Raw genomic sequence first — 23,677 nt, 5'->3', positions numbered from 1 at the left:
GAGCGAAGCGCCGCGATCCGTCACTCGACATCAGGCACGCCGGCCGAGACCGGAACAGCGGTCAGTGCCGGCTCGATCGGGTGAGGCGCCATGCGGCGGGCAGCAGGCCGGCCGCGATCAAGATCTTGAGGGCGTCGCCCAGCAGGAACGGGAACAGGCCCGCCTTCAGCGCCGCGCCGACGCCCAGGTGCAGGGAGACCGCGAGCCAGGTGACGCCGACCGCGTACACGATCAGGTTGGCCAGCACCATCGTCGGGATCACCCGCCCGGCAGTGCGGTCGGCGCCACGCCGCGACAGCTCGCCGACCACTGACGCCGCGAGGGTCATGCCGAGCAGGTATCCGAACGTCGCACCGACGAACCCGGACGAGCCGTGAGCGAACCACGGAACACCGGCGATCCCGGCCAGGATGTAGGTCAGGCCGGCGAGCGGCCCCCGCCACGGCCCGAGGGCGGCCGCGACCAGCAGGACGGCGAGGGTCTGCCCGGTCACCGGTACCGGCGAGCCGGGTACGGGGACGGCGATCTGCGCGGAGAGTCCGATCAGCCCGGCCCCGCCGAGGACGAGCGTCACGTCCCGGAAGCGGAGGCGGACACGGGTCAGGAGCAGGTCGCCGAGGACGTAGCGCGGCGCGTGCAGGGTCAGGTTGTTCATCGGGACTCCAGATAGGCGAGCCAGCCACCGTGGCCGGTGATGTCAGGTGCGTCGGCCAGCCCGGCCTGTTCGCAGAGGAAGCCGGTCACGGACGTCCCGTCGTCGAGGCGGACCTTGCCGAGCGCCATCGGTGAGGGCAGTGCGACCAGGAACGGCCCGAGGGCGGCCGGCGGCATGTCCCACACCTCGCCCACGATCGAGGCCCCTCCGGAGGGGACGCGGACCAGGCCGGGTTTGCCGGACGGCAGCGCGTAGAGCCGGTACTCCGAGGCGGTACGCACCGCTCCGCGCAGCCGCGCCCCGACGGACGTGAGCTGGTGGTTGAGGGGCTGGCCGGCGAGATGCGCCCCGACCACCAGCAGCGGCAACCCGGGTTCGCCGACGATCAGCGCGGCGATGTCGGCGGCGACCGCGTCGGCGAACCCGCGGGCGACCACCTGCACCCCGACCCCGGGCGCGGGCACCGCCACAGCGGACAGACCGAACAGGTTGCAGAAGTTCGTGTACGTCCCGAGCTGCGCGTTCACCCCGATCGGGTCGGCCTCGACCGCCGCGATCGACGGGTGAAACGGCGCGGTCGGCAGCAGCAGCGCGTCCGCGTCGCCCCACTCGGCCATCGCCTCGCGCCGCAATTCCGCGAGACGTTCAGTATCGGACACCAGCACGTGCGCCGGAATGTCGCGCGCCTTGCCGATGATCGCCCCCACGGTCGGGTCGACCCCGTCGGGTGCGGTGTCGATGAAGGCGCCCACCGCCGCGTACCGCTCGGCAACGAACCCGCCCTCGTAGAGCAGTCTCGCGGCGGCGAGGAACGGGTCGAGCCGGATCGTCCGGATCACCGCACCGGTCGCTTCCAGCGATTTCACCGCCTGCTCGAACGCCTCCGCATAGGAGTCGGAGAGCGCGGGGAGCGACGAGGGCACCGCGACGACGGGCCGGGGCGGCGCGGCGAGCGGCGCGGCGGCGGGGACGACGGGATCACTCATGATCCCGATCGCCTGGCGAGCTTCATCGAGCGTACGGGCGAAGATCGTGACGCAGTCGAAACTCCGGCAGGCCGGGACCACGCCGTCCGCCGGCACCAGCCCATAGGTCGGTTTCACGCCCACGATCTGCTGGAACGCGGCCGGCACCCGCCCCGACCCGGCGGTGTCGGTCCCGATCGCGAGATCGGCGATCCCGAGTGCCACCACGACGGCCGACCCGGAGCTCGACCCGCCGGACACGAGCGACGGATCACGGGCGTCGCGGACCGCCCCGTACGGGCTACGGGTCCCGACCAGACCGGTCGCGAACTGATCCAGATTGGTCTTGCCGAGCACGATCGCCCCGGCGTCCACGAGCCGTTGCACGGCGGGCGCGCTGACCGCGGGCTGATAGGCGTAGGACGGGCACCCGGCCGTCGTCGGCAACCCGGCCACGTCGACGTTGTCCTTGACCGCCAGCAACTTCCCGGCCAGCGGCAACGATTCACCATCGGCCAGCCGCGCTTCGAGAGCGGCCGCCTCAGTCAGAACAGAGGAGAGATCTCGCAGCGTGATCCACGCTTCCGGCCGCTCCGCGAGTGCCAGCTGCGCGAACGCCGCCCGAACCCGTTCCTGTGGAGTCATCACGATTCCTTCCGAGCGAGAACGACGAGCGGGTTCCCGGGCGCGACCTGAGCCCCGGGCGTGACCAGAATGTCCGCGACGATCCCGTCACAGGGCGCGGCGACCACCGTCTCCAACTTCATCGCCTCCAGCGCCAGCAGCGGCTGACCTGCGACAACACTGTCCCCGGGCCGCACGTCGACCCGCCACACGCTGGACACGAACGGCGCTTCCACGAGCGTGCCCCCGTCCGGCACCGCGACCTCGCCGGCGGCGGGCGCCGCGACCGGCTCGGGGCGCGGGTCGAACTCCCCCGCCGCGGCCCAGGCAGCGCGTTCGGCCCCGAACGCCGCCGCCTGCTTCGCCCGGAACTCGGAGATCGAGTCCTCATGCGCGTCCAGGAACGCCTGGTGCTCGGCGAGCCGGAACGTCCCCTCCTCGATCCGGAACCGGTGCCGCCCGGCCGCGACGTCCGCGCGCAGGTCGAGCAGTTCCTCGGCCCCGACCGGATACCACCGGATCTGGTCGAAGTGCCGCAGCAACCAGGGCGTTTCCCCGCGCGCCCACCGGTTCCACACCTGCACGGTCCGGCCGACGAACTGGTAGCCGCCGGGTCCTTCCATGCCGTAGATGCACAGGTAGGCCCCGCCGATCCCGACCGCGTTCTCCGGCGTCCAGGTGCGAGCCGGGTTGTACTTCGTGGTCACCAGCCGGTGCCGCGGGTCGAGCGGCGTCGCGACCGGCGCGCCGAGGTAGACGTCGCCGAGGCCGAGGACCAGGTAACTCGCGTCGAACACGGTCCGGAACACGTCGTGCACGCTGTCCAGGCCGTTGACCCGCCGGATGAACTCGATGTTCCACGGGCACCACGGCGCGTCGTCGCGCACCCCGGCCATGTAGCGGGCGATCGCCTCCCGGGTCGCCGGGTCGTCCCAGGACAGCGGCAGGTGAACGACCCGGCTGGGCACTTCGAGGTCCTCGGTGGCCGGCAGCTCGATCGAGCGGACCACGTCCAGCAGCTTGCGCACCGGCAGCTTCGCGGGATCGACGTGGATCTGCAACGATCGGATGCCGGGCGTCAGGTCCACCACCCCGTCGAGGCCCTCGGCGCGGAGCCGGTCCATCAGCGCGTGCCCGCGCATCCGCAGCCCGAGGTCGAGCGTCATCGGACCGAACTCGACCAGCAGATTGTCGTCGCCGGAGCGCCGATAGGTGACGTCGGAGTCCCGCGCGAGGATTCCGTCGTCCACGGGTTTGATCAAAGGCACAAAATCAAGATCATTGGTGGGTACGAACGTAACGGTGTCCCCCGGGCTCAGCTGTCCCAGTTTCCACCGCTCGGCGGTGATCACCGTGGCCGGGCACACGAACCCGCCCAGGCTGGGACCGTCCGGCCCGAGCAGGATCGGCACGTCCCCGGTGAAGTCGATCGCCCCCACCGAGTACGGCGTGTCGTGGATGTTCGACGGGTGCAGTCCCGCCTCTCCGCCGTCGGTCCGCGCCCACCGTGGTTTCGGCCCGACCAGGCGCACCCCGGTCCGCGCCGAGTTGAAGTGCACCTCGAACGTCGAGGCGTAGAACTCGTCGATGTCGGCCCGGGTGAAGAACTCGGGCGCCGCGTGCGGTCCCTCGGTCACCTTGATCCGCCACTCCCGCCGGATCGCCGGACGCTCCGCGAGCGCCACCGGGCCGACGGCCGTTCCCTGATCAGTTCCGGTCCGCAGCACGTCACCGATCCGCAGTGCCCGGCCGCCGTGGCCGCCGAACTGCCCGAGGGTGAACGTCGACGCGCTCCCCAGATACGCCGGAACGTCGAGCCCACCGGCGAACAGTACGTAGATCCGCAGCCCGGCCTCGGTCACCCGGCCCACGTCGAGCACCGAACCGGCCGGCACGACGACCGGCTCCCAGCGCGGCACCCGGACGCCGTCCACGGTCACCGGCGCCGCCGCCCCGGTCACACAGATGGTGGTCTGCGCGCTGAACCGCAGCGACGGGCCGTCGACCGTGCACTCCAGGCCGGGTGCGCCCTGGTCGTTGCCGAGCGCTTTGTTGCCGAGCCGGAACGACAGGTCGTCCATCGGCCCGGACGGCGGCACCCCGACCTCCCACAGGCCGACGCGCCCCGGCCAGTCCTGCACGGTGGTCATCGTCCCGGGTCGCTCGACGACGATTCGCGGCTCCTCGTCGTGCACGTCGGCAAGCGTCGCCGTCGAGTGGGTGGCGGAACGCACCGCCGGGGCCTGCAGGGCCGCGCGCAGCAGCCCGAGGTTCGTCTCGATGCCGGCGACGGAGGTTTCCTTCAGCGCGTCGTGGAGTTTCACGAACGCCAGCTCACGCGTGGGCGCGGCGACGATCACCTTCGCCAGCATCGGATCGTAGGCGGTGGAGACCTCCGTTCCGGCGGTGATCCACCCGTCGACGCGTACGCCGGAAGGAAATTCCGCCTGGGTGATCAGCCCGGCGCTGGGCCGGTGCCCCTGGGTCGGGTCCTCCGCGTAGATCCGCGCCTCGACCGCGGCACCGGTGGCCGTCCGCGGCTCGCCGAGGAACTCGGAGTCGCCCCGCGCGAGCCGCAGCATCCACTCCACCAGGTCGATACCGAAGATTTCCTCCGTGACCGGGTGTTCCACCTGCAGCCGGGTGTTGACCTCGAGGAAGGACACTTTCTGCCGCTCGGCGTCGTAGACGAACTCCACGGTCCCCGCCGACCGGTAGTTCACCGAGGCGCAGAGCGCGACCGCGGAGGCGTGCAGTTGCTCGCGCACCTCGGCCGGCAGACCGGGCGCGGGCGCTTCCTCGATCACCTTCTGGTTGCGCCGCTGCAGGCTGCAGTCCCGGTCGCCGAGCGCGACCACGTTCCCGGCGCCGTCCCCGAAGACCTGCACCTCGACGTGCCGGGCCCGCTGGACGAACCGTTCGAGGAAGACGCCGCCGCTGCCGAAGTTGGCGACGGCGAGCCGTTCCACCCGATCGAAAGCGGCCGCCAGCTCACCGGCGTCGTGGCAGGCCTGCATGCCGATGCCGCCACCACCCCCGGTCGCCTTGAGCATCACCGGATAGCCGACGGTGTCGGCCGCGGCGAGCGCCTCGTCCAGCCCGGCCAGCAGCCCGGTGCCGTCGATCATCGGCACCCCGGCGGCCCGGGCCAGGTCACGCGCGGTGTGCTTGGCCCCGAACGCGGTCAGCTGCTCCGGCGTCGGCCCGACGAAGACCAGCCCCGCGTCGGCCACCCGCTTCGCGAAACCGGCGTCCTCGGAGAGAAAACCGTATCCGGGGTGCACCGCGCCGGCGCCGGTGGACAGCGCCGCGTCGAGGACCAGATCAGCGTTGAGGTAACTGTCGCGGGCGGGCGCGGGCCCGAGCCGGACGGCCACGTCGGCCATCCGGACGTGCGGCGCGCCGCGGTCCGCGTCGGAGTAGACCGCCACGGTCTTGAGACCCATCCGCGCGGCGGTCCGGATGATCCGGCAGGCAATCTCACCGCGGTTCGCGACGAGCAGGGTGTCGAACATGAGAGCGGGCCTCCGGCTCGTTGTCAGGCGGTGACGACCATGCGGACGGGCGTGGGGTCGAAGCCGTTGCAGGGGTTGTTGATCTGGGGGCAGTTGGAGACCAGGACCAGGACGTCCATCTCGGCCCGCAGGGACAGGGCGAGGCCGGGGGCGGAGATGCCGTCGACGATTCCCAGGCTGCCGTCGGGGTCCACGGGCACGTTCATGTACCAGTTGATGTTGGAGACCAGGTCGCGTTTGCCCAGGCCCCAGCGGCTGCCCTCGATCAGGAAGTTCTCGACGCAGGCGTGCTGGTGCTTGGTGTGGTGCCCGTAGCGCAACGTGTTCGACTCCCGGCTGCACGCCCCGCCGACCGTGTCGTGCCGCCCGACCTCGTCGGCGACGACGGTCATCAGCGGCCGCCCCTCGCTGGAGCGCAGCACACTGCCCGTGGTCAGGAAGATGTTGCCCTGCGCGGCGACGGTGTCCGGCGCGGAGTAGCGCTCGGCGGTGTCGCCGGCGTTGTAGATCAGGCAGTCGACGGCCTGATTGCCCTCCAGGTCGATGATCGTCAGGGTCTGGCCGGCGCGGACGACCGCCGACCAGGGCGCGCGCGCCGGCACCGTCTGGTCGAGGACCACGGCCTGATCAAGAACGGTCGTCATGCGATCCCCCGGGCGGTGAGGTAGTCGGCGGTGTTGAGGAACGCGCGTTCGCCCTCCGGGGACTGCGTCCACCGCGCGTCGGCGGGCGCGGTCGGTTGTCCGGGAGAGGCCTTCACCCGTACGGCGGAGCAGGTGTAATCCGCACGGGGGTCGAGCGGATGCGGCACGTTGGCGAGCAGCACCGTCACCGGCATCTCGGCGCGCAGTTCGACGACCGCGCCGGCCCCGGCCGAGCCGAGCCAGGTGAACCCGCCGTCCTCGCCGACCCGCAGCCCCTGGAAGAAGGAGATGCTCGGCGGCAGGTCACGGCGGGTCAGGCCGTGCTTGGCGGCGGCGAGGGTGAACAGTTCCCGCCCGGCGGGAGTCGGGCCGTGGGGGCTGCCATCGCCGTACCGGGAAAGGTTGCTCTGCAGTGTCGACGTGCCGCAGAAGGTGTCGGAACGGTCGCGCGCGCCGGCCGTCACCGACGCGAGGACGCGCCCCTGATCGGAGAGGAGCAGGTGGCCCTCCCCCACGTAGGCCTGCCAGAGCACCTTCACGGTGTCGGCGACGTTGAGGCGCTCCCACGGTTCGTCCGCGTTGAACAGCAGCAGCGAGACGCAGGCGTCGCCGTACAGGTCGGTCAGCTGCAGGGTCGTCCCGCGAGCGAGGCGCTTGCTCGCGTAACCACCGCCGGGGATCGTCTCCTCCCAGGTCAGACCGGGTGAGGCGGGAACGGTCGGCATGCTCTCGACGACGGTGCCGCCCTGGGCGCGGGCGTGCTCGCGGGCGCCCGCGGTGGTTGCCGTGCTCACGCGACCTCCTCGGCGACGACGGGTGCGGTGACCGGAAGTGACAGGTGCAGGGACATGGCGCGGGTGCGGTAACGCAGGTAGGCGAGCCCGCCCAGGGCCAGCGCGCCGCCGACGAAGAGCAGCGAGAAGTAGTGCAGGTACCAGTGCGCGCCGGCCGGGTCGTAGACCTCGGGGCGCGGCCAGCCGAGGTTGAAGATCATGCCGATGCCGTAGACGACGGCGAGCACGTTGACGACCAGGCCGAACTTCCCGAGCGAGAAGAGCTTGCCGCCGCGCTCGGTGGTCACGGCCCGGTCCTCGGCGTGCGGCCAGCCCTTGAGCCGGCGGACCAGCAGCGGAACGGTGACCAGGGCATAGGCGATGTAGAGCATCACGATGCAGACACTGGTGATCGCGGTGAACAGCGCCGGCTGACCGATGTTGACCAGCAGCACGGCGGCCGCGCCGATGCCGACGACGACCGACGGCAGGATCGGCGTGCCGGTGCGCGGCGACACCTTCCGCAGCGCGGCGGAGAACGGCAGGACGTTGTCGCGGGCCATCGAGAACACCATCCGGCTGCCCGCGGTCTGGATCGCCAGGGTGCAGACCGCGATCGCGATCGCCACGTCGACCAGCAGGATCCGGCCGCCGGTGTCGCCGAGGCGGCTCGTCAGCACGTAGGGCAGGCCCTCGGTGGCGAGCCGGCCGTCGGTCAGGCTCGGCGCGGCCATCAGCCCCGCGATCAGCAGCAGCCCGCCACCGATGCCCGCCGCGGCGAGCGCCCGCAGGATCGTCCGGGGTGCGGTGTGCCGCGGGTCGCGGGTCTCCTCACTGAGCTCACCGGCGGAGTCGAAACCGACGACGACGTACGCCGCCATCAGCGCCGACACCAGGAAAGGCCCGACGTAGCCGAGTCCCGAGCCGGTCCCTCCGGTGTCGAAGACCACGCCCGGGCCGCGCTCGGCGTGCGTGAACAGAAGCACGACGACGGCCGCCACCCCGATGATCTCCAAGGTCACGCCGGTGCTGTTGACGACGGACATCAGACGTACGCCGGAAATGTTGATGATCGTCGTGACGGCGATCAGCAGTGAGCCGAGGATCACCGCGTTGGTCGCACCGGTGGTGGACGTGAGGGCGGCGTCACCGCCGACCAGCTGGAACCCCGACCAGATCGACGGCAGCACCACCTGGAGGGCGATCGCGGCGGCGGCCACCGTGGCGATCTGCGCGATGATCATGACCCAGCCGGCGAACCAGCCGATCGTGGCGTTGGAGAGCCGGCGCGACCACTGGTAGATGCACCCGGAGATGGGGTAGCGGGCGGCCAGCTCGGCGAAGGTGAGCGCGACCATGAACTGCCCGGCGAAGACGAGCGGCCAGGTCCAGAAGAAGGCCGGGCCGCCGAACGAGAAGCCGAACGCGAAGAGCTGGAAGACGGTGGTGAGGATCGAGACGAAGGAGAACCCGGCGGCGAAGCTCGCGTAGCTACCGATGCTGCGCCGCAGTTGCGGCTCGTAGCCGAAACCGCGGAGATCCGCGCCGTCGGCGTCGGGCGGGGCAGAGGTTACAGACATGGCCGCCTCCTGGAATTTCAATTTCTGTCAGTTGACAGATTCCGGTGAGCAGCATCGACAGTGGTTTCTCGGCGGTAAACCTTGAGTTGCCGACTGTGTCGGGGCGGTTACGTCGCGGCCGGGACGGAAGTGACGTCCGGGCCCGTGGCACGATTCAGGCGTGAGTTCCGCACCCTCGTCCGTCGGCCGGCCCCGATCCGGGTCCCGGCGGCTGCCGTCCGCCAGCGCACGCGAGGAGATCCTCGACGCCGCGGCCGAACTGTTCGCCCAGCGGGGTTACGCGGCCACGTCGACGCGGCTGATCGCCGAGCGGGTCGGGATCCGCCAGGCGTCGCTGTACTACCACTTCGACACCAAGGAGCAGATCCTCGCCGAGCTGCTCGAAGCCACCGTCCGGCCGTCGCTGGCACACGCCGCGTCGCTGGGTGACCTCTCCCCCGCGCACGCGCTGGAGTCGCTGGTGCGCTTCGACGTGGGGGTGCTGCTGACCGCGCGGTGGAACATCGGGATCCTCTACGCGTTGCCGGAGATCGCGACCGAGCCGTTCACCCGGTTCCGCCGCGAGCGCGACGAGCTGCGCGGGGCGTACCGCCGGCTGGCCGGCGCCGACGTGCCCGGTGATCTGGTGTTCGGGCTGGTGGAGAGCGTGATCGGCATGCGGCGTGACGTGCCCGATCTGCCGCCGGTGCCATCCATGCAGGACACGGTGGCCGCGGCCGCGCTGCGCATCACCGGAGCCCGGTAACCCGCAGCTTGCGGGACGCAGTTACGTTCTCCGATATGACGATCATCAATCGCCGGGTCTTCGTGCTCGGCGGATTGGCAACTGCCGGCACGCTGGCCGTGCCGTCCCTGGCCAGCGCTGCCGTCCCGTACCCGTTCACCCTCGGTGTCGCTTCCGGCGAACCGGACTCGACCAGCGTCGTCCTCTGGACCCGGCTGGCGCCCTCCCCGCTCGACGCGGACGGCCAGGGCGGCATGGCCAACGCCGACGTCACCGTCGACTGGCAGGTCTCCACCACCTCCACCTTCGCGTCGCCGGCCGCGTCCGGCTCGGTCACCGCCCGCTACGCCGACGCGCACTCGGTCCACGTCGTGGCCGGTGGACTCGCGCCCGGCACCGAGTACTACTACCGGTTCCGCGCGCAGGGGCACATCTCCGCCGTCGGCCGGACCCGCACCGCCCCGGCCGACGGCACCTTCGGCAGCGACCTGACGATGGCGTTCGCGTCGTGCGCGCACTACGAGTCGGGGTACTTCACCGCGTACCGCCGGATGGCCGAGGACCGGCCCGACCTGATCCTGCACCTGGGCGACTACATCTACGAGGACGCGGCCACCACCGGCTCGGTGCGGGAGCACGCCGGGGCGGAAGTCGTCAGCCTCGCCGACTACCGCCGCCGGTACGCGCAGTACAAGGCCGACCCGGACCTGCAGGCCGCGCACGCGGTCGCGCCGTGGATCGTGGTGCCCGACGACCACGAGGTGGAGAACAACTACGCCGGCACGGTGCGGGCCGACAACAACCCGGCGCTGACCACCGCGCAGTGGACCGCGCGGCGGACGGCCGCCTACCGGGCGTACTACGAGAACATGCCGCTGCGACCCGCGCAGGCGCCGAGCGGGAACAGCATCCCGCTCTTCCGCCGCCTGCAATGGGGCAAGCTGGCCACGTTCCACATGCTCGACACCCGGCAGTTCCGCGACGACCAGGCCTGCGGCGACGGGTGGAAGGTGTGCGCCGACGCGGACCTCGCCAGCCGCTCGCTGACCGGTGCGACGCAGGAGAGCTGGCTGCTCGACGGGCTCGACCAGCACGCGGCGACCTGGGACGTCCTCGGGCAGCAGGTGTTCTTCGCACGGCGCTTCGACACCACGGGCGCGGCCAGTATGGACGGCTGGGACGGCTACCGGGCCTCACGGACACGGATCCAGCAGGGGTGGCGCGATCGGAACGTACGCAATCCTCTGGTTCTGACCGGTGATGTGCACCGTGCCTGGGCCAACAATCTGCTCGCCGACTACGCCAGCCCGAACTCCGCGGTGATCGGCACCGAACTGGTCTGCACGTCGATCGCCTCCGGCGGGGACGGCACCGCGACCGGCACGATCCCGGACGTGGCGACGAACCCGCACCTCAAGTTCTACTCCGAGCGACGCGGTTACACGTTGACGACGATCACCCCTTCCCAGGTACGGGCGGACTTCCGCGCAGTGGCATCGGTGACCGAACACGGCGCGGCCGTCTCCACCCTCAAGTCGTTCGCGATCCTCGACGGAACCCCGGGACTGGTGGCGCTGTGATCACCCAGCTTCTTCTCCTCTCCACCACGCTGGTGTCCTTCACGACGGTGAACAGCGTCGCCACCGGTGACCAGGACGCGCCCGCCATCGCCACGAACCGTAACGGGCAGGTCGCCGTCGTCTGGGAGGACGACCGGGACGAGACCGACCCGGCCGACGACACGCACTCCGAGATCTACCTGCGGCTGTTCACCGACGGCACGCCGGTCTACGAGATCAAGCTGTCGGCCGGCGGGACGAGCGGCGTCGACTGGAAGCACATCACGCCCGACGTCGGGCTCGACGACAAGGGCAACGCCGTCGTCGTGTGGGCCGACGACCCGGACGGGAACGGGGTGTTCAACATTCCGTACCGGGTGGTGTCACCGACCGGAACGGTGCTCGCCTCCGGCCGGGCCAACGCGGACGTGGCCGGTGACCAGCGGGTACCGCGCGTGGCGGTCGACCCCGACGGGACCTCGGGCAGCGCTTCGGCCGTCGCGTTCACCGTCGTGTGGGAGGACATCCAGGACTCCGCTCACACGGTCAAGGCCGCTGGTTACACGGCCGCGACGACCAAGGCGTACGAGGTGACGGCCTCGCAGACGACAGGTGCGCACCACCGGCCGGACGTGGCGGTGTCGGCCTCCGGCGACGCGACCGTGGTGTGGGAGGAGGACTCCGACGGCAACGGGTACGACAACGTGGGGCTCGTCCGGCTCGCCCGCACCAACGGGGCAGTGACGCTCAGTCGCCGGTCCGCGAACTCACTCGGTGACGGGCAGCAGCGCCGGCCGGCGATCGCCGCGAACTACAACGGGGACTTCGTCGTCGGCTGGGAGTCCGACCACACCGGGACCAACGGAGTGTGGGCCCGCTCGTTCACCGCCGCCGGCGTCGCCCGGCACACCGAGGTGGCAGCGTCGACGAGCACCGGCGCGGCGGCGCCCACGGTCGGCATCGACGATCAGACAGCCGTCGTCGTGGGCTGGACCGTCGCCGGAGTCGACGGATGGCTGCGGGGGATCAACCCGGACGGGACGTTCACCGGGCGGCTCGGGGCGCAGACGCTGACCAACACCGTCACCGGGAAGCAGGAGCAGTTCCAGGTGGCGGTTTCGGCCTGGGGTGAGGTGCCGGTCGTGTACACCGACGACAACGACGGCAACCTGTACGACCAGATCATTCTCGGGGTGGGCGCCACCAACAGCGACTGGTGAGCCGGGCCGGCTCGCGGCGGGGTGATCGTCCTGGGCCGGCTCGCTCTTTCCGGCTGGTCCCGGCCGTGGCTGTTCGTGCCTCGCCCTGCTCGACGAGCTGCGCAGCATGGACTGGGCCAGCCGTTCGGTGCGCGCCGCCGCGACGCACCCCGCGACATCCCACCATGACCACGGCCGGAACCAGCCGGACCGCCGTTCACCTCGCCGAAGTCCGCGACCCACCTCTCCGGTACGCGGCTTGCGTCTGGAGTGGGCGGCACACCTCCCGCAGGCACGGCTCACGCCGGAATGGGCCGGCTCACAGCTGTGCAGTGCGCGCGGCCGTGTCGAGGTGCTCGACGAAGCGGTCGACCGCCGGCGGGCGGCTGCGCCCGGCCGGCGTCGCGGCGTAGACCTGGCGCACCGGCGCATCATCGGCATGGACCCGGAGCAGGGCGATGTCCGCCGGAATGCTGCGCGCGGCGAGCGACGGGACCAGGGTGACGCCGAGCCCGGCGGCCACACAGCCGAACTTGCCGGTCCACTCGGCGACGGTGAAGTCGATGCGCGGCCGGAAGCCGGTCGCGGCCAGCAGAGTCTCCTCCGGCCGGGTGGAGTTCGCGATGAACGGCTCGTCGGCCAGCTCGGCGAGCCGGACCGTGCGGCGCCGCGCCAGCCGGTGGCTCCGGGGCACCGCGACCAGCATCCGCTCGCCGACCAGGTGATGCAGGTCGAACCGGCTCGGATCGGGAGGCCCGGACGGCACGGTGCTGACCACCGCCACATCCAGGTCGCCCGCCGTCAACTGCTCCAACAGCGCCGGAGAGAAACCCTCCACCAGCGACAACGCGACCCCGGGGAAGGCGTCGCGGAACGACGACAGGGCTCGGGGCACGAGCGCGGCCACCGCGGTGGCGAACGCGCCGACCCGCAACCGGCCGGCGTGGAGCGCATCCAGATCGTCCACCGCCTGGCGCGCAGAGGTGAGCCGGTCCAACAGCGCCTCGGCATGCGGGAGCAGCGCGCGGCCGTGCTCGGTCAGCGCGACGCCGCGGGGCAGCCGGTCCAGCAGCCGGGCCCCGACCTCGGCCTCCAGGGCGGCGATCTGCCGGGACACCGCGGACTGGGTGAACTTCAGCCGCTGGGCCGCGGCGGTGATCGACCCGAGACGTGCGACCGTCCGGAACACGTCGAGCAACTGGGTCTCCACCGAGCCATGCTAGCCGGGCATGGGAGCCATGCAAGACAGTCGCTGGTCGCATGGTGGCCGCTCGCCTAGCGTCGTTGACCATGAAGGTGACTCTGGACAACCCCACGTCGGTGGCGGCCCCGTTCGCGGACCGGTTCACGAACGTGGCCCGCGTGGACCTGCCCGGCGGGGCGCTGCTGACCCTCTCCGGCCAGACGGCGATCGACGACAACGGCGACGTGGTGGCGCCCGGCGACACCGGGGCACAGACCGAGCGGATCTTCGAGATCATCGGACGGTTGCTCGCCGCGCACGGGGCGGGGTTCGCCGACGTGCTGCACGTGCGGACGTTCCTGCTCGATCTGGGCGATCTACCGGCGTACGGGAAGATTCGCCGTCAGGTTTTTCCCGGGCCTCCCCCGGCCAGCACCACCGTCCAGGTGAGCGGGCTCTTCCTGCCCGGCTTGACCGTGGAGGTCGAGGTGACCGCGGCGATTGCCCCGGCCTGACCGCCGATGCGCCGACACGGCTGCTCACGATTCCGGGGCGGCGGCCAGAGCTCGGAAGCACGGACGCAGCAACTCGATGATCTGCTCCGGGGACGCCTCCGCGAGGTGGCCGAACCGGAGCAGATAGCGCTCGATGAGCACGCCGTGGACGATCGCGCCGAGCAGACTCGCCCGCAGCCCGGCGTCCGCGGCCGGGATGGCGGCGCTGATCTGACCGAACTGAGCCTCGCCGGCCGTCCGATAACGATCGGCTGCATCCGCGTTGGTGAGCATCGAGCGCAGCAGCGCCAGGGAGGCGACGGGCTCGGCCTCCAGCCGCTTGGCCAGCGAGGCGAGCATCGTGTCGGCCACGTCCCCGTCGACCGGCTCGGCGGCGGCCCGCTCGACGGCCCGCGCGAAGAGCTCGTCCTTCGAGCCGAAGTAGTGCATGACCAGGCCGGCGTCGACACCGGCCGCCTTAGCCACCGCGCGGATCGTGGTGCGGTCGAAGCCGACCTCGGCGAAGAGCAGGCGGGCCTCGGCGAGAATGCGGGACTCCGTCTGGCGGCGCTGTTCCGCGCGGGTAGGGCTCACGCGTTCATTCTACGGATGTTGAACGGGCGGCTGATTCGTTCTACGGTCGTTGAATGAATACTTCACCAGAGACTTCGCGGCAGGTCGTGGAACGGATGCTGGTCGCCGGCCGCAACTCGGACGTCGACACGGTCGTCGAACTGATGGCGCCGGACGGGTACATCGAATGGCCGTACCGTCCGGCGGGCGTACCCGGGCGGTTGGCCGGTCGCGCGCAGATCCGCGAGTTCCTGACCAGGACCGCGAAGGGCTTCATCCGCTTCCACGAGTACCGCGACGTGGTGATCCACGAGACCCTCGACCCCGAGGTGACCATCGTGGAGTACGCCGCGCACGGCACCGTGATCCCCACCGGCGCCCCGTTCGAGCAGGTCGTCATCGCCGTGTTCCGCGTCCGCGAGGGCCACGTCGTGTCCTACCGCGACTACCTCAACCCACTACCCCTCGCCGAAGCCCGCGCCACCCTCAAGGGGTGAGCAGGTCGGGGAAGGCGGCCTCGCCGAACAGGCTGGTCAGGCCGTACAGGATCACGGAAACCAGCACCGACACGACGATCGCCGTGCCCAGGCCGCGCCAGCCGGTGTCGCGGGACTCCGGAATGTCCGGACGGGTCCACGGGACCTCGTGGAACGTCCAGTAGAGCAGGCCGAGACCGAACGGGACCAGCGCGAACAGCCACCACCAGTACCACCGCGTCCCCGTGACCGGGGTCGGACCGACCCAGAGCACGCCGACGAAGACCAGCGTGAACAACAGGCCGATGCCGTTGATCAACGTGCTGAGGTAGAGGACGTTCGCGGAGCGGTCCGGCGACAGCTCCAGCTTCAGGTCGGGCGTGTCACTGATGTCGGCCCAGTGGGTGCGGCCGTCCGAGGTGCGCCAGGCGAAGATCCGATCCTGGTCACCGGTTTCCAGGGTCGGCACGGCGAACCAGCGGTCCGGAGAGTCGTCCTGCCACTCCGTCCCGAGCTGATACGCGACGACCCGGTGCTCCCGGACGTCCGCGAACGCCTCGCCGGTTCCGGCCTCGCGGGGCGCACCCCACCAGGCGGCGCTCGCCGCGACCAGCCAGAGCGCGACGAGCACCAGTCGCACGATTCGCCACATGAGCTGACCTTAAAACAGTTGATCAAGCATGAAATCCGGGCTCCCCGGGCATCGAAGCTGCAACTGAAGGGGAACCTCATGAGCTGGGCACAGACGGTCCGGGAGCACGCCCGGAATACGCTGGCGACCGCCGCCAGCCGCAACACACCGCCGCCGTTCACGGCCGGCCCCGAACTGAACGACAGCGCCCCGTCGGTCGTGGTCGTCAACCAACCGCAGACCTCCTCGGCAGACGTGCTTCCCCGCGGGGTGCGCACGGCCGGTGCGTGGTCGTGGCGGTTCATCCTCTTCGTCATAGCGGCCTACCTGTTCCTGCGCATCGTCGCGTTGCTGCACATCGTGCTGATCCCGGTGGCGGTGGCGATCCTGCTGTCCGCGCTCTTCCAGCCGGTCAGCGCGATCATGATCCGCAACGGCATGAAGAAGTCACTGGCCGCGGGCCTGGTGGAGGTAACCGCGCTGCTGGTGGTCTTCGGCGGGTTGAGCCTGATCGTCCGGACGTTCATCAGCCAGTTCGACGATCTGTCCACCCGGGTCGGCGAGGGCATCGACGAGGTGCAGCGATGGCTCGCGAACAGCCCGCTGCACATCACCGATCAACAACTGAGCCAGTACGTCGATCGGGCGCGCGAGTCGTTCACCGCCAGTCAGGGGTCGCTGACCAGCGGCGCTCTGAGCACGGCCACCACCGTGGGTGAAGTCGTGACCGGGTTCTTCCTGGTGTTGTTCACGCTCTTCTTCTTCCTGCGCGACGGTGGTCAGATCTGGGCGTTCCTGTGCCGGCTGCTGCCGCGGGAGGCCCGGGTCCCGACCGCTCGGGCCGGGCACTACTCCTGGCACACGCTCGTCTCCTACGTCCGGGCGACCGTGCTGGTCGCGTTCGTCGATGCGGTGGGTATCGGCATCGGCCTGTTCGCCTTCCGGGTCCCGCTGGCGCTGCCGCTGGCCGCCCTGGTGTTCCTCGGTGCTTTCATCCCGGTGGTCGGCGCGACCATCAGCGGCGCGGTCGCCGTGCTGATCGCGCTGGTTACCAACGGCCCGGTGACCGCCCTGGGCATCCTGGCCGTCGTCATCGCCGTCCAGCAGTTGGAGGGTCACGTCCTCCAGCCGCTGATCATGGGTCGCGCGGTGGCGTTGCACCCGCTCGCCGTGATCCTGGCGATCGCCGCCGGTGTCGTGGTCGCCGGCATCGTCGGTGGCCTGGTCGCGGTGCCGCTGCTCGCCGTCCTGAACACCGCCATCCGCTACCTCGCGCACCACCCGGACGGCGAACCGACCTCGGACCGCGAACCACCGGGCACCGAACCGACTGACGACGACGAGGCGGAGGCCGAGGAGCGGGTGGACGCGGCCGAGCGCCGACTCGACCCGACGAGCCCGCCTCCCGGCGACACCTCGGTCGCCACCGCCTGACGCCGGCAGCCCGTCCGGCTGGTCGACCGGCCGGCTGGCCGGCTGGGCGACTGGCCGGCTGGCCGGCTGGGCGACTGGCCGGCTGGGCGATTGGCCGGCTGGGCGATTGGCCGGCTGGGCGATTGGCCGACCGCATTCGGCGTCGGCCGGCTGGGATCGATCAGTTGCCGACGCCGACGCCGGACATCATCGCCGAAGGGTAGCGGTCTCCTCGGGCCGCTCCCTTCGGCACTGCTTTCTCCATCTCTTCGAGGTCGGCCGCCGAGAGCTTCAGGTCCATCGCGGGCAGGGCTTCCGCCAATCTGGTACGTGTCCGAGCACCGACCACCGGCACGATGTCCTCTCCCTGTGCCGCCACCCACGCGATGGCGACTTGGGCCACGGTGGCGGCCCTCGCCTCGGCGAACCGGCGCAACCCTTCGACCAGGGCGAGATTTTGCTCGGCGTTCTCCCCCTGGAACCGCGGCATGCGCCCCCGATTCTCACCGGGCCGGCCGGCGTCGGCCGGCTTCCAGTGCCCGGAGATCAGGCCGCGGCTCAACACCCCATAGGCCGTCATGCCGATGCCCAACTCGCGCAACACCGGCAGCACCTCCGGCTCGACGGCACGCGAGATCAACGAGTATTCGATCTGGAGGTCGGCGATCGGGTGCACCGCGTGCGCCCGCCGGATCGTCGCGGCGTTCACCTCGGAGAGGCCGACGTGCCGCACATATCCGGCGTCGATCATCTCCTTGATCGCGCCGACCGTCTCCTCGATGGGCACGGCCGGGTCGAGGCGGGCCGGACGGTAGATGTCGATGTGATCGACTCCGAGCCGGGTCATCGAGTGGATCAGAAAGTTCTTCACCGCGGCCGGTCGGCTGTCCTGCCCGGTCACGCCGCCGCCCGGCCGGCTCAGGACGCCGAACTTCACGCTCAGGAGATAGGCCTCGCGTGGCCGGTCGCGCAAGGCCTCGGCCAGTAGCATCTCGTTGTGACCGGTGCCGTAGTGGTCACCGGTGTCGATCAGGGTGACGCCGGCATCGAGCGCGGCGTGCACGGTGGCGATGCTCTCGGCGCGGTCACTCGCGCCGTAGACCCCGTTGGTCATGCCCATGGCGCCCAGGCCGAGAGCCGAGACGACCGGTCCGTCGGTGCCCAGAGTTCGTGTCTGCATGCCGTTCACCCTGCTCCGGTTTCCGGGTGGGCGGCAGCGGAGCGCTTATCGTAGGAGCGACGCTCCCTGTTTGGTCATCTTTCGGCGAGGCAGCATGGGGGCATGCAACGAGAGCAGCTCGCCGATTTCCTCCGCCTCCGCCGGGAGGCAATCCGTCCGGCCGAGGTCGGAATCAGCGAAGGCCCTCGTCGCCGCACGCGCGGCCTGCGGCGCGAGGAGGTGGCAAGGCTCGCCGGCATGTCCACGGATTATGTGATCCGCCTCGAGCAGGGCCGCAGCAGCCAGCCGTCCACGCAGCTGGTGGCCGCTCTCGCACGAGCCCTGCGCCTTTCCGACGACGAGCGTGCCCACCTGTTCCGGCTCGCCGGTCACCAGCCCCCGCCGGCGGAGGGAGTGGCCCGGTTGGCCCGAGCCGGTCTGGTGCGGATGCTCGACCTGCTCGGCGACACCCCGGCCATGGTCATCTCCGACCTGAGCGAGGTGCTCGCGCAGAACAGTGCGTCGAAACTGCTGATGGGTGACCTGACGGCCTTCACCGGCCCCCGCCGCTACCTGATCTACCGCTGGTTCACCGAGCCGGAGGTGCGCGCCGGCCACAGCCCGGAGGAAATGACGCACCACAACCGTCAGCTGATCGCCGACCTTCGGATGACCGAGGGCCGGCGACCGGGTGACCCGGTGGTCGACCGGCTGGTCGCTCGGTTGCTGGCCGACAGCGTGACGTTCCGGCGCTTCTGGCCCCAGCACGAGGTCGGCGTCCGCCGGGCCGACCGCAAGACGCTGATCCATCCCCGCGTCGGCCCGATCCTGCTGGACTGCGAGACCCTGGTGACGCCGGATCTGGGCCAGCAGCTCGTGGTCCTGACTCCGGCCGACGCCGAGGCCCGGGAGCGGTTGGACCTGCTGCGTGTCCTCGGCGTCGAGGAGTTCCCGCAGGCCGAGATCAATGAAGGCGTGCGGTGATGCGATGGTGAGTGCGCGACCAGACTGCCGCCCGACATCCCCTCGGCACAGGTCGTCCCGCCGGCGACCAGCCGAGGTCCCGTCAGCAGCCGGCCACCCGTCCGCCGGCGATCCGGCCACCTGGTCCGCCGACGGTCCACGGCGGCCAGCCGCCCGGTCCGCCAACGGCCGGCCTACGCCCCGCCGGCAGCCAACCGCCGGTCCGCCGGCGATCGGACGCCGTCCTCCAGCGGTCAGTCGACGTGCCATCGGCGGCAGGCCGACGTCCACCGGCAGCCGGCCCACGGCCCGCCGGCAATCATCGGCGGACACCGGCCGCCGATGCGGGCAGGCGATGCGGGCAGGCGATGCGGGCAGGCGATGACCCTACGAGATCCGCTGGGCAAGTCCTAATGTGGACGGGTGACGACAATCCTTGTGCCCTTCCATCAGGACGAACGGGTGGAGATCCCGGTTCGGGCGGACATCACCGTCGAGCCGGACTTCCCCGGTGGCGACGCGTGGCAGCAGGTGACGGCGCTGTGTGCCGCGACCGCGGCGGCGGTGGCGCCGGTCGTCGCGCGCGGCGAGGTGCCGGTGGTGTTCTCCGGCGACTGCTTGGTCGGCGGCGGGGTGGTCGCGGGGGCGCAGCGGGCGGGGGCGGATCCGGCGATCGTCTGGTTCGACGCGCACGGCGACGTGCACACGCTGGAGACGAGCACCTCCGGTTACCTGGGCGGGCTGTCGCTGCGGGTGGTCAACGGGGCGCACCGGGAGCGGTATGCGGACGGCTTCGGCCTACGCCCGATCGGGCCGGAGCGGGCGTTGCTGGTCGACGCGCGTGACTTGGATCCGGCCGAGGCGGAATACCTCGCGACCAGCGCCACCGGCCGGATCCCGGTCGATCAGGTGGCGGCCGGCACCGTGCCGCCGGGCAGCCTGGTGCTGCACGTCGACGTGGATGTGGTCGACCCGGCCGAGCTGCCCGGTTTGAGGTTCCCGGTGCCGGACGGTCCGTCGGTGGCGGACGTTCTCGCCGCGTGCGGGCGGGTGCTGGCGACCGGCCGGGTGGTTGCCGTGCACGTCTCCTGCCCGTGGTGGGTCGCCACCGACCCGGAGCACCACGCCACGCGCGAGCGTCTGGTGGCGGGCTTCGCCGACCTCTGACCTGCGGGAAGCATCGCCGGCGCAGGCCCGAGCACGCCGTCACGACGCGGTGAGTTCGGCCTCCAGCCGGCGCATCACGTGGGAGCGCCACCCCCGGCCCATGAACTCCAGCGCCTGGCGCTGCAACGGGTCGTCCGGGTCGAAGCCCTCGTGCCGCAGGAACAGCCTGGTCCCGCGCCCTTCCGGGGTGAGGGTCCAGGTGACCGTGCTGTCCAGGGCGCCGCCGCGCCAGGACCAGCGCATCAGCCGCTCCGGGTCGAGGTCGAGGACTTGGCAGTGGACGATGCCGTCGAACCCGGGCCGCGCCTGCGTCCGGAACGTGAACCGGTGCCCGACGACCGGGGCGATGTCGTTCGGCATCAGCCATCGGGCGAGCCGATCAGGATCGGTCAGCGCCCGCCATACCTTGGCCGGTGGGTGACGCAGGAACTGGTCGACTTCGACCGTGGTGGGTTCAGTCATCGGAGGTGTCCAGGAAGTCGGCGAGGCCGGTCAGCCGGTCCTGCCAGAACCGTTCGTAGGGTGCCAGCCACGACGACAGTTCCCGCAGCGGTTCCGTCCGGAGCGAGTAGATCCGTTCCCGCCCGGCTCGCTGCTCGGTGACCAGCCCGGCGTCCTTGAGCAGGCGCAGGTGTTCGGAGAGGCTGGGCCGCCGCATGTCGAAGCGTTCGGCCAGCCGGTTCACCGGGTGCGGCCCGTCCTCGCGCAGCATCCGCAGCATTTCCCGCCGGGTCGGGTTGGCCAGCGCGGTGAAGACGTCGGTCATCCGCGCAGAGCCGGCCGGTCGCTGACCACGTCGATCTCAGCCACGCGACGACGGCCCGCGCAGGACCAGCCGGTTTCCGTCCGGGTCGGTGAACACCGCGAACCGGCCCCATTCCGCCTCCTGCACGCCGCCGGGCACGTCGACCCCCTTGTCGACGAGTGCCGCGACTTCCGCGTCCAGGTCGTCGGCGTGCAGGACGAGCCCTTGCAGCGACCCGGCCGGCATGCTGTCGAACCAGGTCACGAGCGTGATCGAGGTCTGCCCGCCCTTGGGCCCGACCTGGATCCACTGCGCCGCCGGTCCCATCGCGTTCTGCCGGATCAGGTCGAAGCCGAGCACGTCGACGTAGAAGTCGCGGGCCCGTTCCTGGTCGCCGACCGGCAGGGAGACCACGTCGAGGTGTGCGATCGCCATGCCGCCACAATAGGTAGGAGATTTCCTACCCGTCAAGCCGGGCCAGGCGTTCCGTCAGCCAGTCGCGCTCGGCACGGTCACTGGTGAGATCAATTGCTCTCCGGTACGCCGTAACCGCCTCCCCCACCCGTCCGAGCCGCTCCAGCAGGTGCGCCCGAGCCGCTTGAGCTGGTTGAAATCGGTCACCCGGCAGCGAGTCGAGCCGCGCGAGCCCCGCCCCCGCCCCGTTCACTTCGGCGACGACCACCGCGTACGCGACACTCCCGCCGAGCGACGGCGCCACCGTGTCCAGCACCTCGTGCAGCGCAAGCAGCGACCCCCAGTCGGTCGGCCGTACGCAGTGCACGGCCTGGATCGCCGCCTCCAACTGGAACCGTCCCAGCCGCCGGCCCGCGTGCGCCCACCGCAGGTGCTCGTGCGCCCGCGCGATCAACCCGGGATCCCACCGCCCCGGATCCTGCTCGCCCAGCGGCACGAACCGCCCGTCCGGGTCCACCCGGACCCCGGCCCGAGCGGCGGAGAGCTGCATCAACGCCGCCAGCCCGTGCGCCTCCGGCTCGTCCGGGACGAGGTCGGTGAGCACGCCGGCCAGGTGCAGCGCCTCACCGGTGGCGTCGATCGCGTACGCCCCGTAGACCGCTTCGAGGACCGCCGTCATCCGTCCCGGCAGGTCACTCCGGTCGGGCAGCCGGAACGGGATGCCGGCCGCCTTGATCCGCTTCTTGGCCCGCACCAGCCGGGTGGCCATCGTCGCGCCCGGCGTCGAGAAGGCCCGGCCGATCTGCCCGGCGGTGAACCCGAGCACGGTGTTCAACATGAGCGGCGTGTGCATCTGCCGGTCGATGGCCGGGTGCGCGCACACGAGCATCAGTTCGAGGCGCCGGTCCGGGATCGCGTCGACGTCCAGGTCGTCGACGTGGGCGGGGGCGTCCCGGGCCGAGTCGAGCGCGACCACCCGCCGGAACGCGGCCGACTTCCACCGGTCCCGCAGCCGGTTGCGCGCCACGGTCAGCAGCCAGCCGTCCGGATTGCCGGGCGCGCCGCGCTCCGGCCACGTCCGCAGAGCCTGCTCGAACGCGTCCGCGAGCGCGTCCTCGGCCGCGGCGACGTCGCGGGTCGCCGCGGAGAGGAGCGCCAGCAGCCGCCCGTAGCTGTCCCGCGCCGCCAGCGATGTCAACTCGACCATGACCAGCCCCGGAAAGACAGCGACGTCAACTCGACCATTGGCCGTCGACGACGGACATCGCCACGGGCCGCACCTCGACCACCCCCCACTGCGCGCCCGGGCACTTCCCCGCCCACCCGATCGCCGCGTCGAGATCGGGCACGTCGACCAGGAAGATCCCGGCGAGGATCTCTTTCGTCTCCGCGAACGGCCCGTCCTGAATCCGCAGGTCACCATCGTGATGAGTGACGCTGGTAGTCGCCAGCGACGGTTGCAGCACATCCGCCGACAGGAGCACCCCGGCCCGCGTCAGCGCCTGCCCGTAGATCCCGAACTGTCGCTGCGCCTCAGCGATCACCTCGTCGCTGAGCTCCCCGTCGGCCGGCTCACGGTAGTGCATCAGCAGGGCGTACCTCATGATCGTTTTTCCTCTCGTGCGTCGTGCGGTCAGCGCTGTGACGATCCCGGCCGGGCCGAATCGTCAGCCGCGCCCATCTTTTCGCGAGATCGGGGTACAGCAGCCGCCATGGAAGAGTTCCGGTGGCTGGGAATCGTGCGGCACGGGGAGAGCGTCGGCAACCTCGCCGCCGCGGAGGCGGAGCGCAATGGCGCCGAGGTGATCGACCTCGCGGAGCGGGACGCGGACGTGCCGCTATCGGCGACGGGTCAGCGCCAGGCGCGCGCATTGAACCACCATAGCAAGCCGGGTTGTGCACATGCGTATGCGCGTTACGAATTTTCTTGCTATCCGCCGTGCAACGCCAACCCAATTCGCATTAGCGCAGCTCAGTGCCCTGGGGTGCCATCACGGGCCCTCATGCAGCCATCGATAGATGCCCGGACCACGGTTCGCCTCAGTACCGCGACGCTAGCCCCTCTTTGTTGAGGGCCGCTGCAACGGCCCCAAGCTACACACGTGGCCAGCTCCGGGCCGGATGCCGCCTTAATCCGTTCCCTCCGCAGGCGGCTGGACATCCGAGACCGACCTGCCCACGGAGTGGGAAGCCGCGAACGACAGCTCGCCAACATGGCGTG

General features: G+C 71.0%; 23 protein-coding genes. 8 read left to right on the top strand and 15 right to left on the bottom strand.

The window, feature by feature from the left end:
- Positions 1-61: 61 nt before the first annotated feature.
- Genes ACH442_RS20975 through ACH442_RS20950 form a run of 6 tightly spaced genes read right to left on the bottom strand, consistent with a single transcriptional unit; the run spans position 62 to position 8,756 of the window.
- On the bottom strand, positions 62-655 hold the full coding sequence (locus ACH442_RS20975; protein WP_396339737.1) for a biotin transporter BioY: 594 nt from the start codon (positions 653-655) through the stop codon (positions 62-64).
- On the bottom strand, positions 652-2,265 hold the full coding sequence (locus ACH442_RS20970) for an allophanate hydrolase (protein ID WP_396339736.1): 1,614 nt from the start codon (positions 2,263-2,265) through the stop codon (positions 652-654). The genes ACH442_RS20975 and ACH442_RS20970 overlap by 4 nt, the downstream gene beginning before the upstream one ends.
- A complete protein-coding gene (locus tag ACH442_RS20965) occupies positions 2,265-5,759 on the bottom strand; it encodes a 5-oxoprolinase/urea amidolyase family protein (protein ID WP_396339735.1) in 3,495 nt (1,164 codons plus the stop codon). The genes ACH442_RS20970 and ACH442_RS20965 overlap by 1 nt, the downstream gene beginning before the upstream one ends.
- Before the next feature lie 23 nt (positions 5,760-5,782).
- Positions 5,783-6,403, bottom strand: a complete 621-nt coding sequence (locus ACH442_RS20960; protein ID WP_396339734.1) for an urea amidolyase associated protein UAAP2 — start codon at positions 6,401-6,403, stop codon at positions 5,783-5,785.
- A complete protein-coding gene (locus ACH442_RS20955) occupies positions 6,400-7,197 on the bottom strand; it encodes an urea amidolyase associated protein UAAP1 (RefSeq protein WP_396339733.1) in 798 nt (265 codons plus the stop codon). The genes ACH442_RS20960 and ACH442_RS20955 overlap by 4 nt, the downstream gene beginning before the upstream one ends.
- A complete protein-coding gene (locus ACH442_RS20950) occupies positions 7,194-8,756 on the bottom strand; it encodes an amino acid permease (protein ID WP_396339732.1) in 1,563 nt (520 codons plus the stop codon). Before ACH442_RS20950 ends, ACH442_RS20955 begins: the two co-directional genes overlap by 4 nt.
- Positions 8,757-8,916: 160 nt before the next feature.
- Between ACH442_RS20950 and ACH442_RS20945 the strand changes: the two genes are divergently transcribed.
- Genes ACH442_RS20945 through ACH442_RS20935 form a run of 3 tightly spaced genes read left to right on the top strand, consistent with a single transcriptional unit; the run spans position 8,917 to position 12,259 of the window.
- Complete coding sequence (locus ACH442_RS20945) at positions 8,917-9,501, top strand: TetR/AcrR family transcriptional regulator (RefSeq protein WP_396339731.1); 585 nt, start codon at positions 8,917-8,919, stop codon at positions 9,499-9,501.
- A 35-nt stretch (positions 9,502-9,536) separates the two neighbouring features.
- Entirely contained in the window at positions 9,537-11,060 is a 1,524-nt protein-coding gene (locus ACH442_RS20940) for an alkaline phosphatase D family protein (RefSeq protein ID WP_396339730.1), read from the top strand.
- The gene (locus tag ACH442_RS20935) at positions 11,057-12,259 is read left to right on the top strand and encodes a hypothetical protein (RefSeq protein ID WP_396339729.1); all 1,203 of its coding nucleotides are present in this window, start codon (positions 11,057-11,059) and stop codon (positions 12,257-12,259) included. Before ACH442_RS20940 ends, ACH442_RS20935 begins: the two co-directional genes overlap by 4 nt.
- Positions 12,260-12,557: 298 nt before the next feature.
- On the opposite strand, the gene ACH442_RS20930 is transcribed toward ACH442_RS20935, so the two are convergent.
- Entirely contained in the window at positions 12,558-13,448 is an 891-nt protein-coding gene (locus tag ACH442_RS20930) for a LysR family transcriptional regulator (RefSeq protein ID WP_396339728.1), read from the bottom strand.
- An 80-nt stretch (positions 13,449-13,528) separates the two neighbouring features.
- Between ACH442_RS20930 and ACH442_RS20925 the strand changes: the two genes are divergently transcribed.
- Positions 13,529-13,936 (top strand): RidA family protein, encoded by a 408-nt coding sequence (locus ACH442_RS20925; RefSeq protein WP_396339727.1) that lies wholly within the window; start codon positions 13,529-13,531, stop codon positions 13,934-13,936.
- A gap of 24 nt (positions 13,937-13,960) precedes the next feature.
- Here ACH442_RS20925 and ACH442_RS20920 read toward each other — a convergent pair whose 3' ends face one another.
- A complete protein-coding gene (locus tag ACH442_RS20920; protein WP_396339726.1) occupies positions 13,961-14,509 on the bottom strand; it encodes a TetR family transcriptional regulator in 549 nt (182 codons plus the stop codon).
- 53 nt (positions 14,510-14,562) lie between these two features.
- Here ACH442_RS20920 and ACH442_RS20915 point away from each other — a divergent pair, with 53 nt between their 5' ends.
- Complete coding sequence (locus tag ACH442_RS20915) at positions 14,563-14,985, top strand: nuclear transport factor 2 family protein (RefSeq protein WP_396339725.1); 423 nt, start codon at positions 14,563-14,565, stop codon at positions 14,983-14,985.
- Here the strand turns inward: ACH442_RS20915 and ACH442_RS20910 are convergent.
- Positions 14,975-15,616 carry a hypothetical protein gene (locus tag ACH442_RS20910; RefSeq protein WP_396339724.1) on the bottom strand — a complete coding sequence of 214 codons (642 nt, stop codon included), beginning with the start codon at positions 15,614-15,616 and terminating at the stop codon, positions 14,975-14,977. The two genes, ACH442_RS20915 and ACH442_RS20910, sit on opposite strands and share 11 nt — an antisense overlap.
- Before the next feature lie 78 nt (positions 15,617-15,694).
- On the opposite strand from ACH442_RS20910, the gene ACH442_RS20905 reads away from it, so the two are divergent.
- Positions 15,695-17,029, top strand: coding sequence for an AI-2E family transporter (locus ACH442_RS20905; protein WP_396339723.1), 1,335 nt, complete (start codon positions 15,695-15,697; stop codon positions 17,027-17,029).
- A 160-nt stretch (positions 17,030-17,189) separates the two neighbouring features.
- On the opposite strand, the gene ACH442_RS20900 is transcribed toward ACH442_RS20905, so the two are convergent.
- The gene (locus ACH442_RS20900) at positions 17,190-18,188 is read right to left on the bottom strand and encodes an aldo/keto reductase (protein WP_396339722.1); all 999 of its coding nucleotides are present in this window, start codon (positions 18,186-18,188) and stop codon (positions 17,190-17,192) included.
- 102 nt (positions 18,189-18,290) lie between these two features.
- Here ACH442_RS20900 and ACH442_RS20895 point away from each other — a divergent pair, with 102 nt between their 5' ends.
- Positions 18,291-19,151 carry a helix-turn-helix transcriptional regulator gene (locus tag ACH442_RS20895; RefSeq protein ID WP_396339721.1) on the top strand — a complete coding sequence of 287 codons (861 nt, stop codon included), beginning with the start codon at positions 18,291-18,293 and terminating at the stop codon, positions 19,149-19,151.
- Between the two features lie 402 nt (positions 19,152-19,553).
- The gene (locus ACH442_RS20890; protein WP_396339720.1) at positions 19,554-20,297 is read left to right on the top strand and encodes an arginase family protein; all 744 of its coding nucleotides are present in this window, start codon (positions 19,554-19,556) and stop codon (positions 20,295-20,297) included.
- Positions 20,298-20,336: 39 nt separating this feature from the next.
- On the opposite strand, the gene ACH442_RS20885 is transcribed toward ACH442_RS20890, so the two are convergent.
- The 5 genes from ACH442_RS20885 to ACH442_RS20865 are packed head-to-tail and all read right to left on the bottom strand — an operon-like array spanning position 20,337 to position 23,060.
- Complete coding sequence (locus tag ACH442_RS20885) at positions 20,337-20,759, bottom strand: SRPBCC domain-containing protein (RefSeq protein ID WP_396339719.1); 423 nt, start codon at positions 20,757-20,759, stop codon at positions 20,337-20,339.
- A complete protein-coding gene (locus ACH442_RS20880; protein ID WP_396339718.1) occupies positions 20,752-21,063 on the bottom strand; it encodes an ArsR/SmtB family transcription factor in 312 nt (103 codons plus the stop codon). The genes ACH442_RS20885 and ACH442_RS20880 overlap by 8 nt, the downstream gene beginning before the upstream one ends.
- Before the next feature lie 36 nt (positions 21,064-21,099).
- Positions 21,100-21,477 carry a VOC family protein gene (locus ACH442_RS20875; RefSeq protein WP_396339717.1) on the bottom strand — a complete coding sequence of 126 codons (378 nt, stop codon included), beginning with the start codon at positions 21,475-21,477 and terminating at the stop codon, positions 21,100-21,102.
- A 25-nt stretch (positions 21,478-21,502) separates the two neighbouring features.
- Complete coding sequence (locus ACH442_RS20870; RefSeq protein ID WP_396339716.1) at positions 21,503-22,663, bottom strand: RNA polymerase sigma factor; 1,161 nt, start codon at positions 22,661-22,663, stop codon at positions 21,503-21,505.
- Positions 22,664-22,688: 25 nt separating this feature from the next.
- Positions 22,689-23,060 (bottom strand): YciI family protein, encoded by a 372-nt coding sequence (locus ACH442_RS20865; RefSeq protein ID WP_396339715.1) that lies wholly within the window; start codon positions 23,058-23,060, stop codon positions 22,689-22,691.
- Positions 23,061-23,677 lie beyond the last annotated feature (617 nt).

Source organism: Actinoplanes sp. NPDC020271 (assembly GCF_044388125.1).
Classification (GTDB): domain Bacteria; phylum Actinomycetota; class Actinomycetes; order Mycobacteriales; family Micromonosporaceae; genus Actinoplanes.
The sequence above is the reverse complement of the archived record's forward strand: the minus strand, read 5'-3'. Positions and strand labels throughout refer to the sequence as shown.

Excerpts from the sequence above, each read along its gene's own strand:
- ACH442_RS20870 (WP_396339716.1), bottom strand. The coding sequence starts at position 22,663 with ATGGTCGAGTTGACATCGCTGGCGGCGCGGGACAGCTACGGGCGGCTG.
- ACH442_RS20925 (WP_396339727.1), top strand. The coding sequence starts at position 13,529 with ATGAAGGTGACTCTGGACAACCCCACGTCGGTGGCGGCCCCGTTCGCG.
- ACH442_RS20975 (WP_396339737.1), bottom strand. The coding sequence starts at position 655 with ATGAACAACCTGACCCTGCACGCGCCGCGCTACGTCCTCGGCGACCTG.
- ACH442_RS20940 (WP_396339730.1), top strand. The coding sequence starts at position 9,537 with ATGACGATCATCAATCGCCGGGTCTTCGTGCTCGGCGGATTGGCAACT.
- ACH442_RS20880 (WP_396339718.1), bottom strand. The coding sequence starts at position 21,063 with ATGACCGACGTCTTCACCGCGCTGGCCAACCCGACCCGGCGGGAAATG.
- ACH442_RS20965 (WP_396339735.1), bottom strand. The coding sequence starts at position 5,759 with ATGTTCGACACCCTGCTCGTCGCGAACCGCGGTGAGATTGCCTGCCGG.
- ACH442_RS20950 (WP_396339732.1), bottom strand. The coding sequence starts at position 8,756 with ATGTCTGTAACCTCTGCCCCGCCCGACGCCGACGGCGCGGATCTCCGC.
- ACH442_RS20885 (WP_396339719.1), bottom strand. The coding sequence starts at position 20,759 with ATGACTGAACCCACCACGGTCGAAGTCGACCAGTTCCTGCGTCACCCA.
- ACH442_RS20960 (WP_396339734.1), bottom strand. The coding sequence starts at position 6,403 with ATGACGACCGTTCTTGATCAGGCCGTGGTCCTCGACCAGACGGTGCCG.
- ACH442_RS20905 (WP_396339723.1), top strand. The coding sequence starts at position 15,695 with ATGAGCTGGGCACAGACGGTCCGGGAGCACGCCCGGAATACGCTGGCG.
- ACH442_RS20910 (WP_396339724.1), bottom strand. The coding sequence starts at position 15,616 with ATGTGGCGAATCGTGCGACTGGTGCTCGTCGCGCTCTGGCTGGTCGCG.
- ACH442_RS20900 (WP_396339722.1), bottom strand. The coding sequence starts at position 18,188 with ATGCAGACACGAACTCTGGGCACCGACGGACCGGTCGTCTCGGCTCTC.
- ACH442_RS20895 (WP_396339721.1), top strand. The coding sequence starts at position 18,291 with ATGCAACGAGAGCAGCTCGCCGATTTCCTCCGCCTCCGCCGGGAGGCA.
- ACH442_RS20865 (WP_396339715.1), bottom strand. The coding sequence starts at position 23,060 with ATGAGGTACGCCCTGCTGATGCACTACCGTGAGCCGGCCGACGGGGAG.
- ACH442_RS20970 (WP_396339736.1), bottom strand. The coding sequence starts at position 2,265 with ATGACTCCACAGGAACGGGTTCGGGCGGCGTTCGCGCAGCTGGCACTC.
- ACH442_RS20915 (WP_396339725.1), top strand. The coding sequence starts at position 14,563 with ATGAATACTTCACCAGAGACTTCGCGGCAGGTCGTGGAACGGATGCTG.
- ACH442_RS20875 (WP_396339717.1), bottom strand. The coding sequence starts at position 21,477 with ATGGCGATCGCACACCTCGACGTGGTCTCCCTGCCGGTCGGCGACCAG.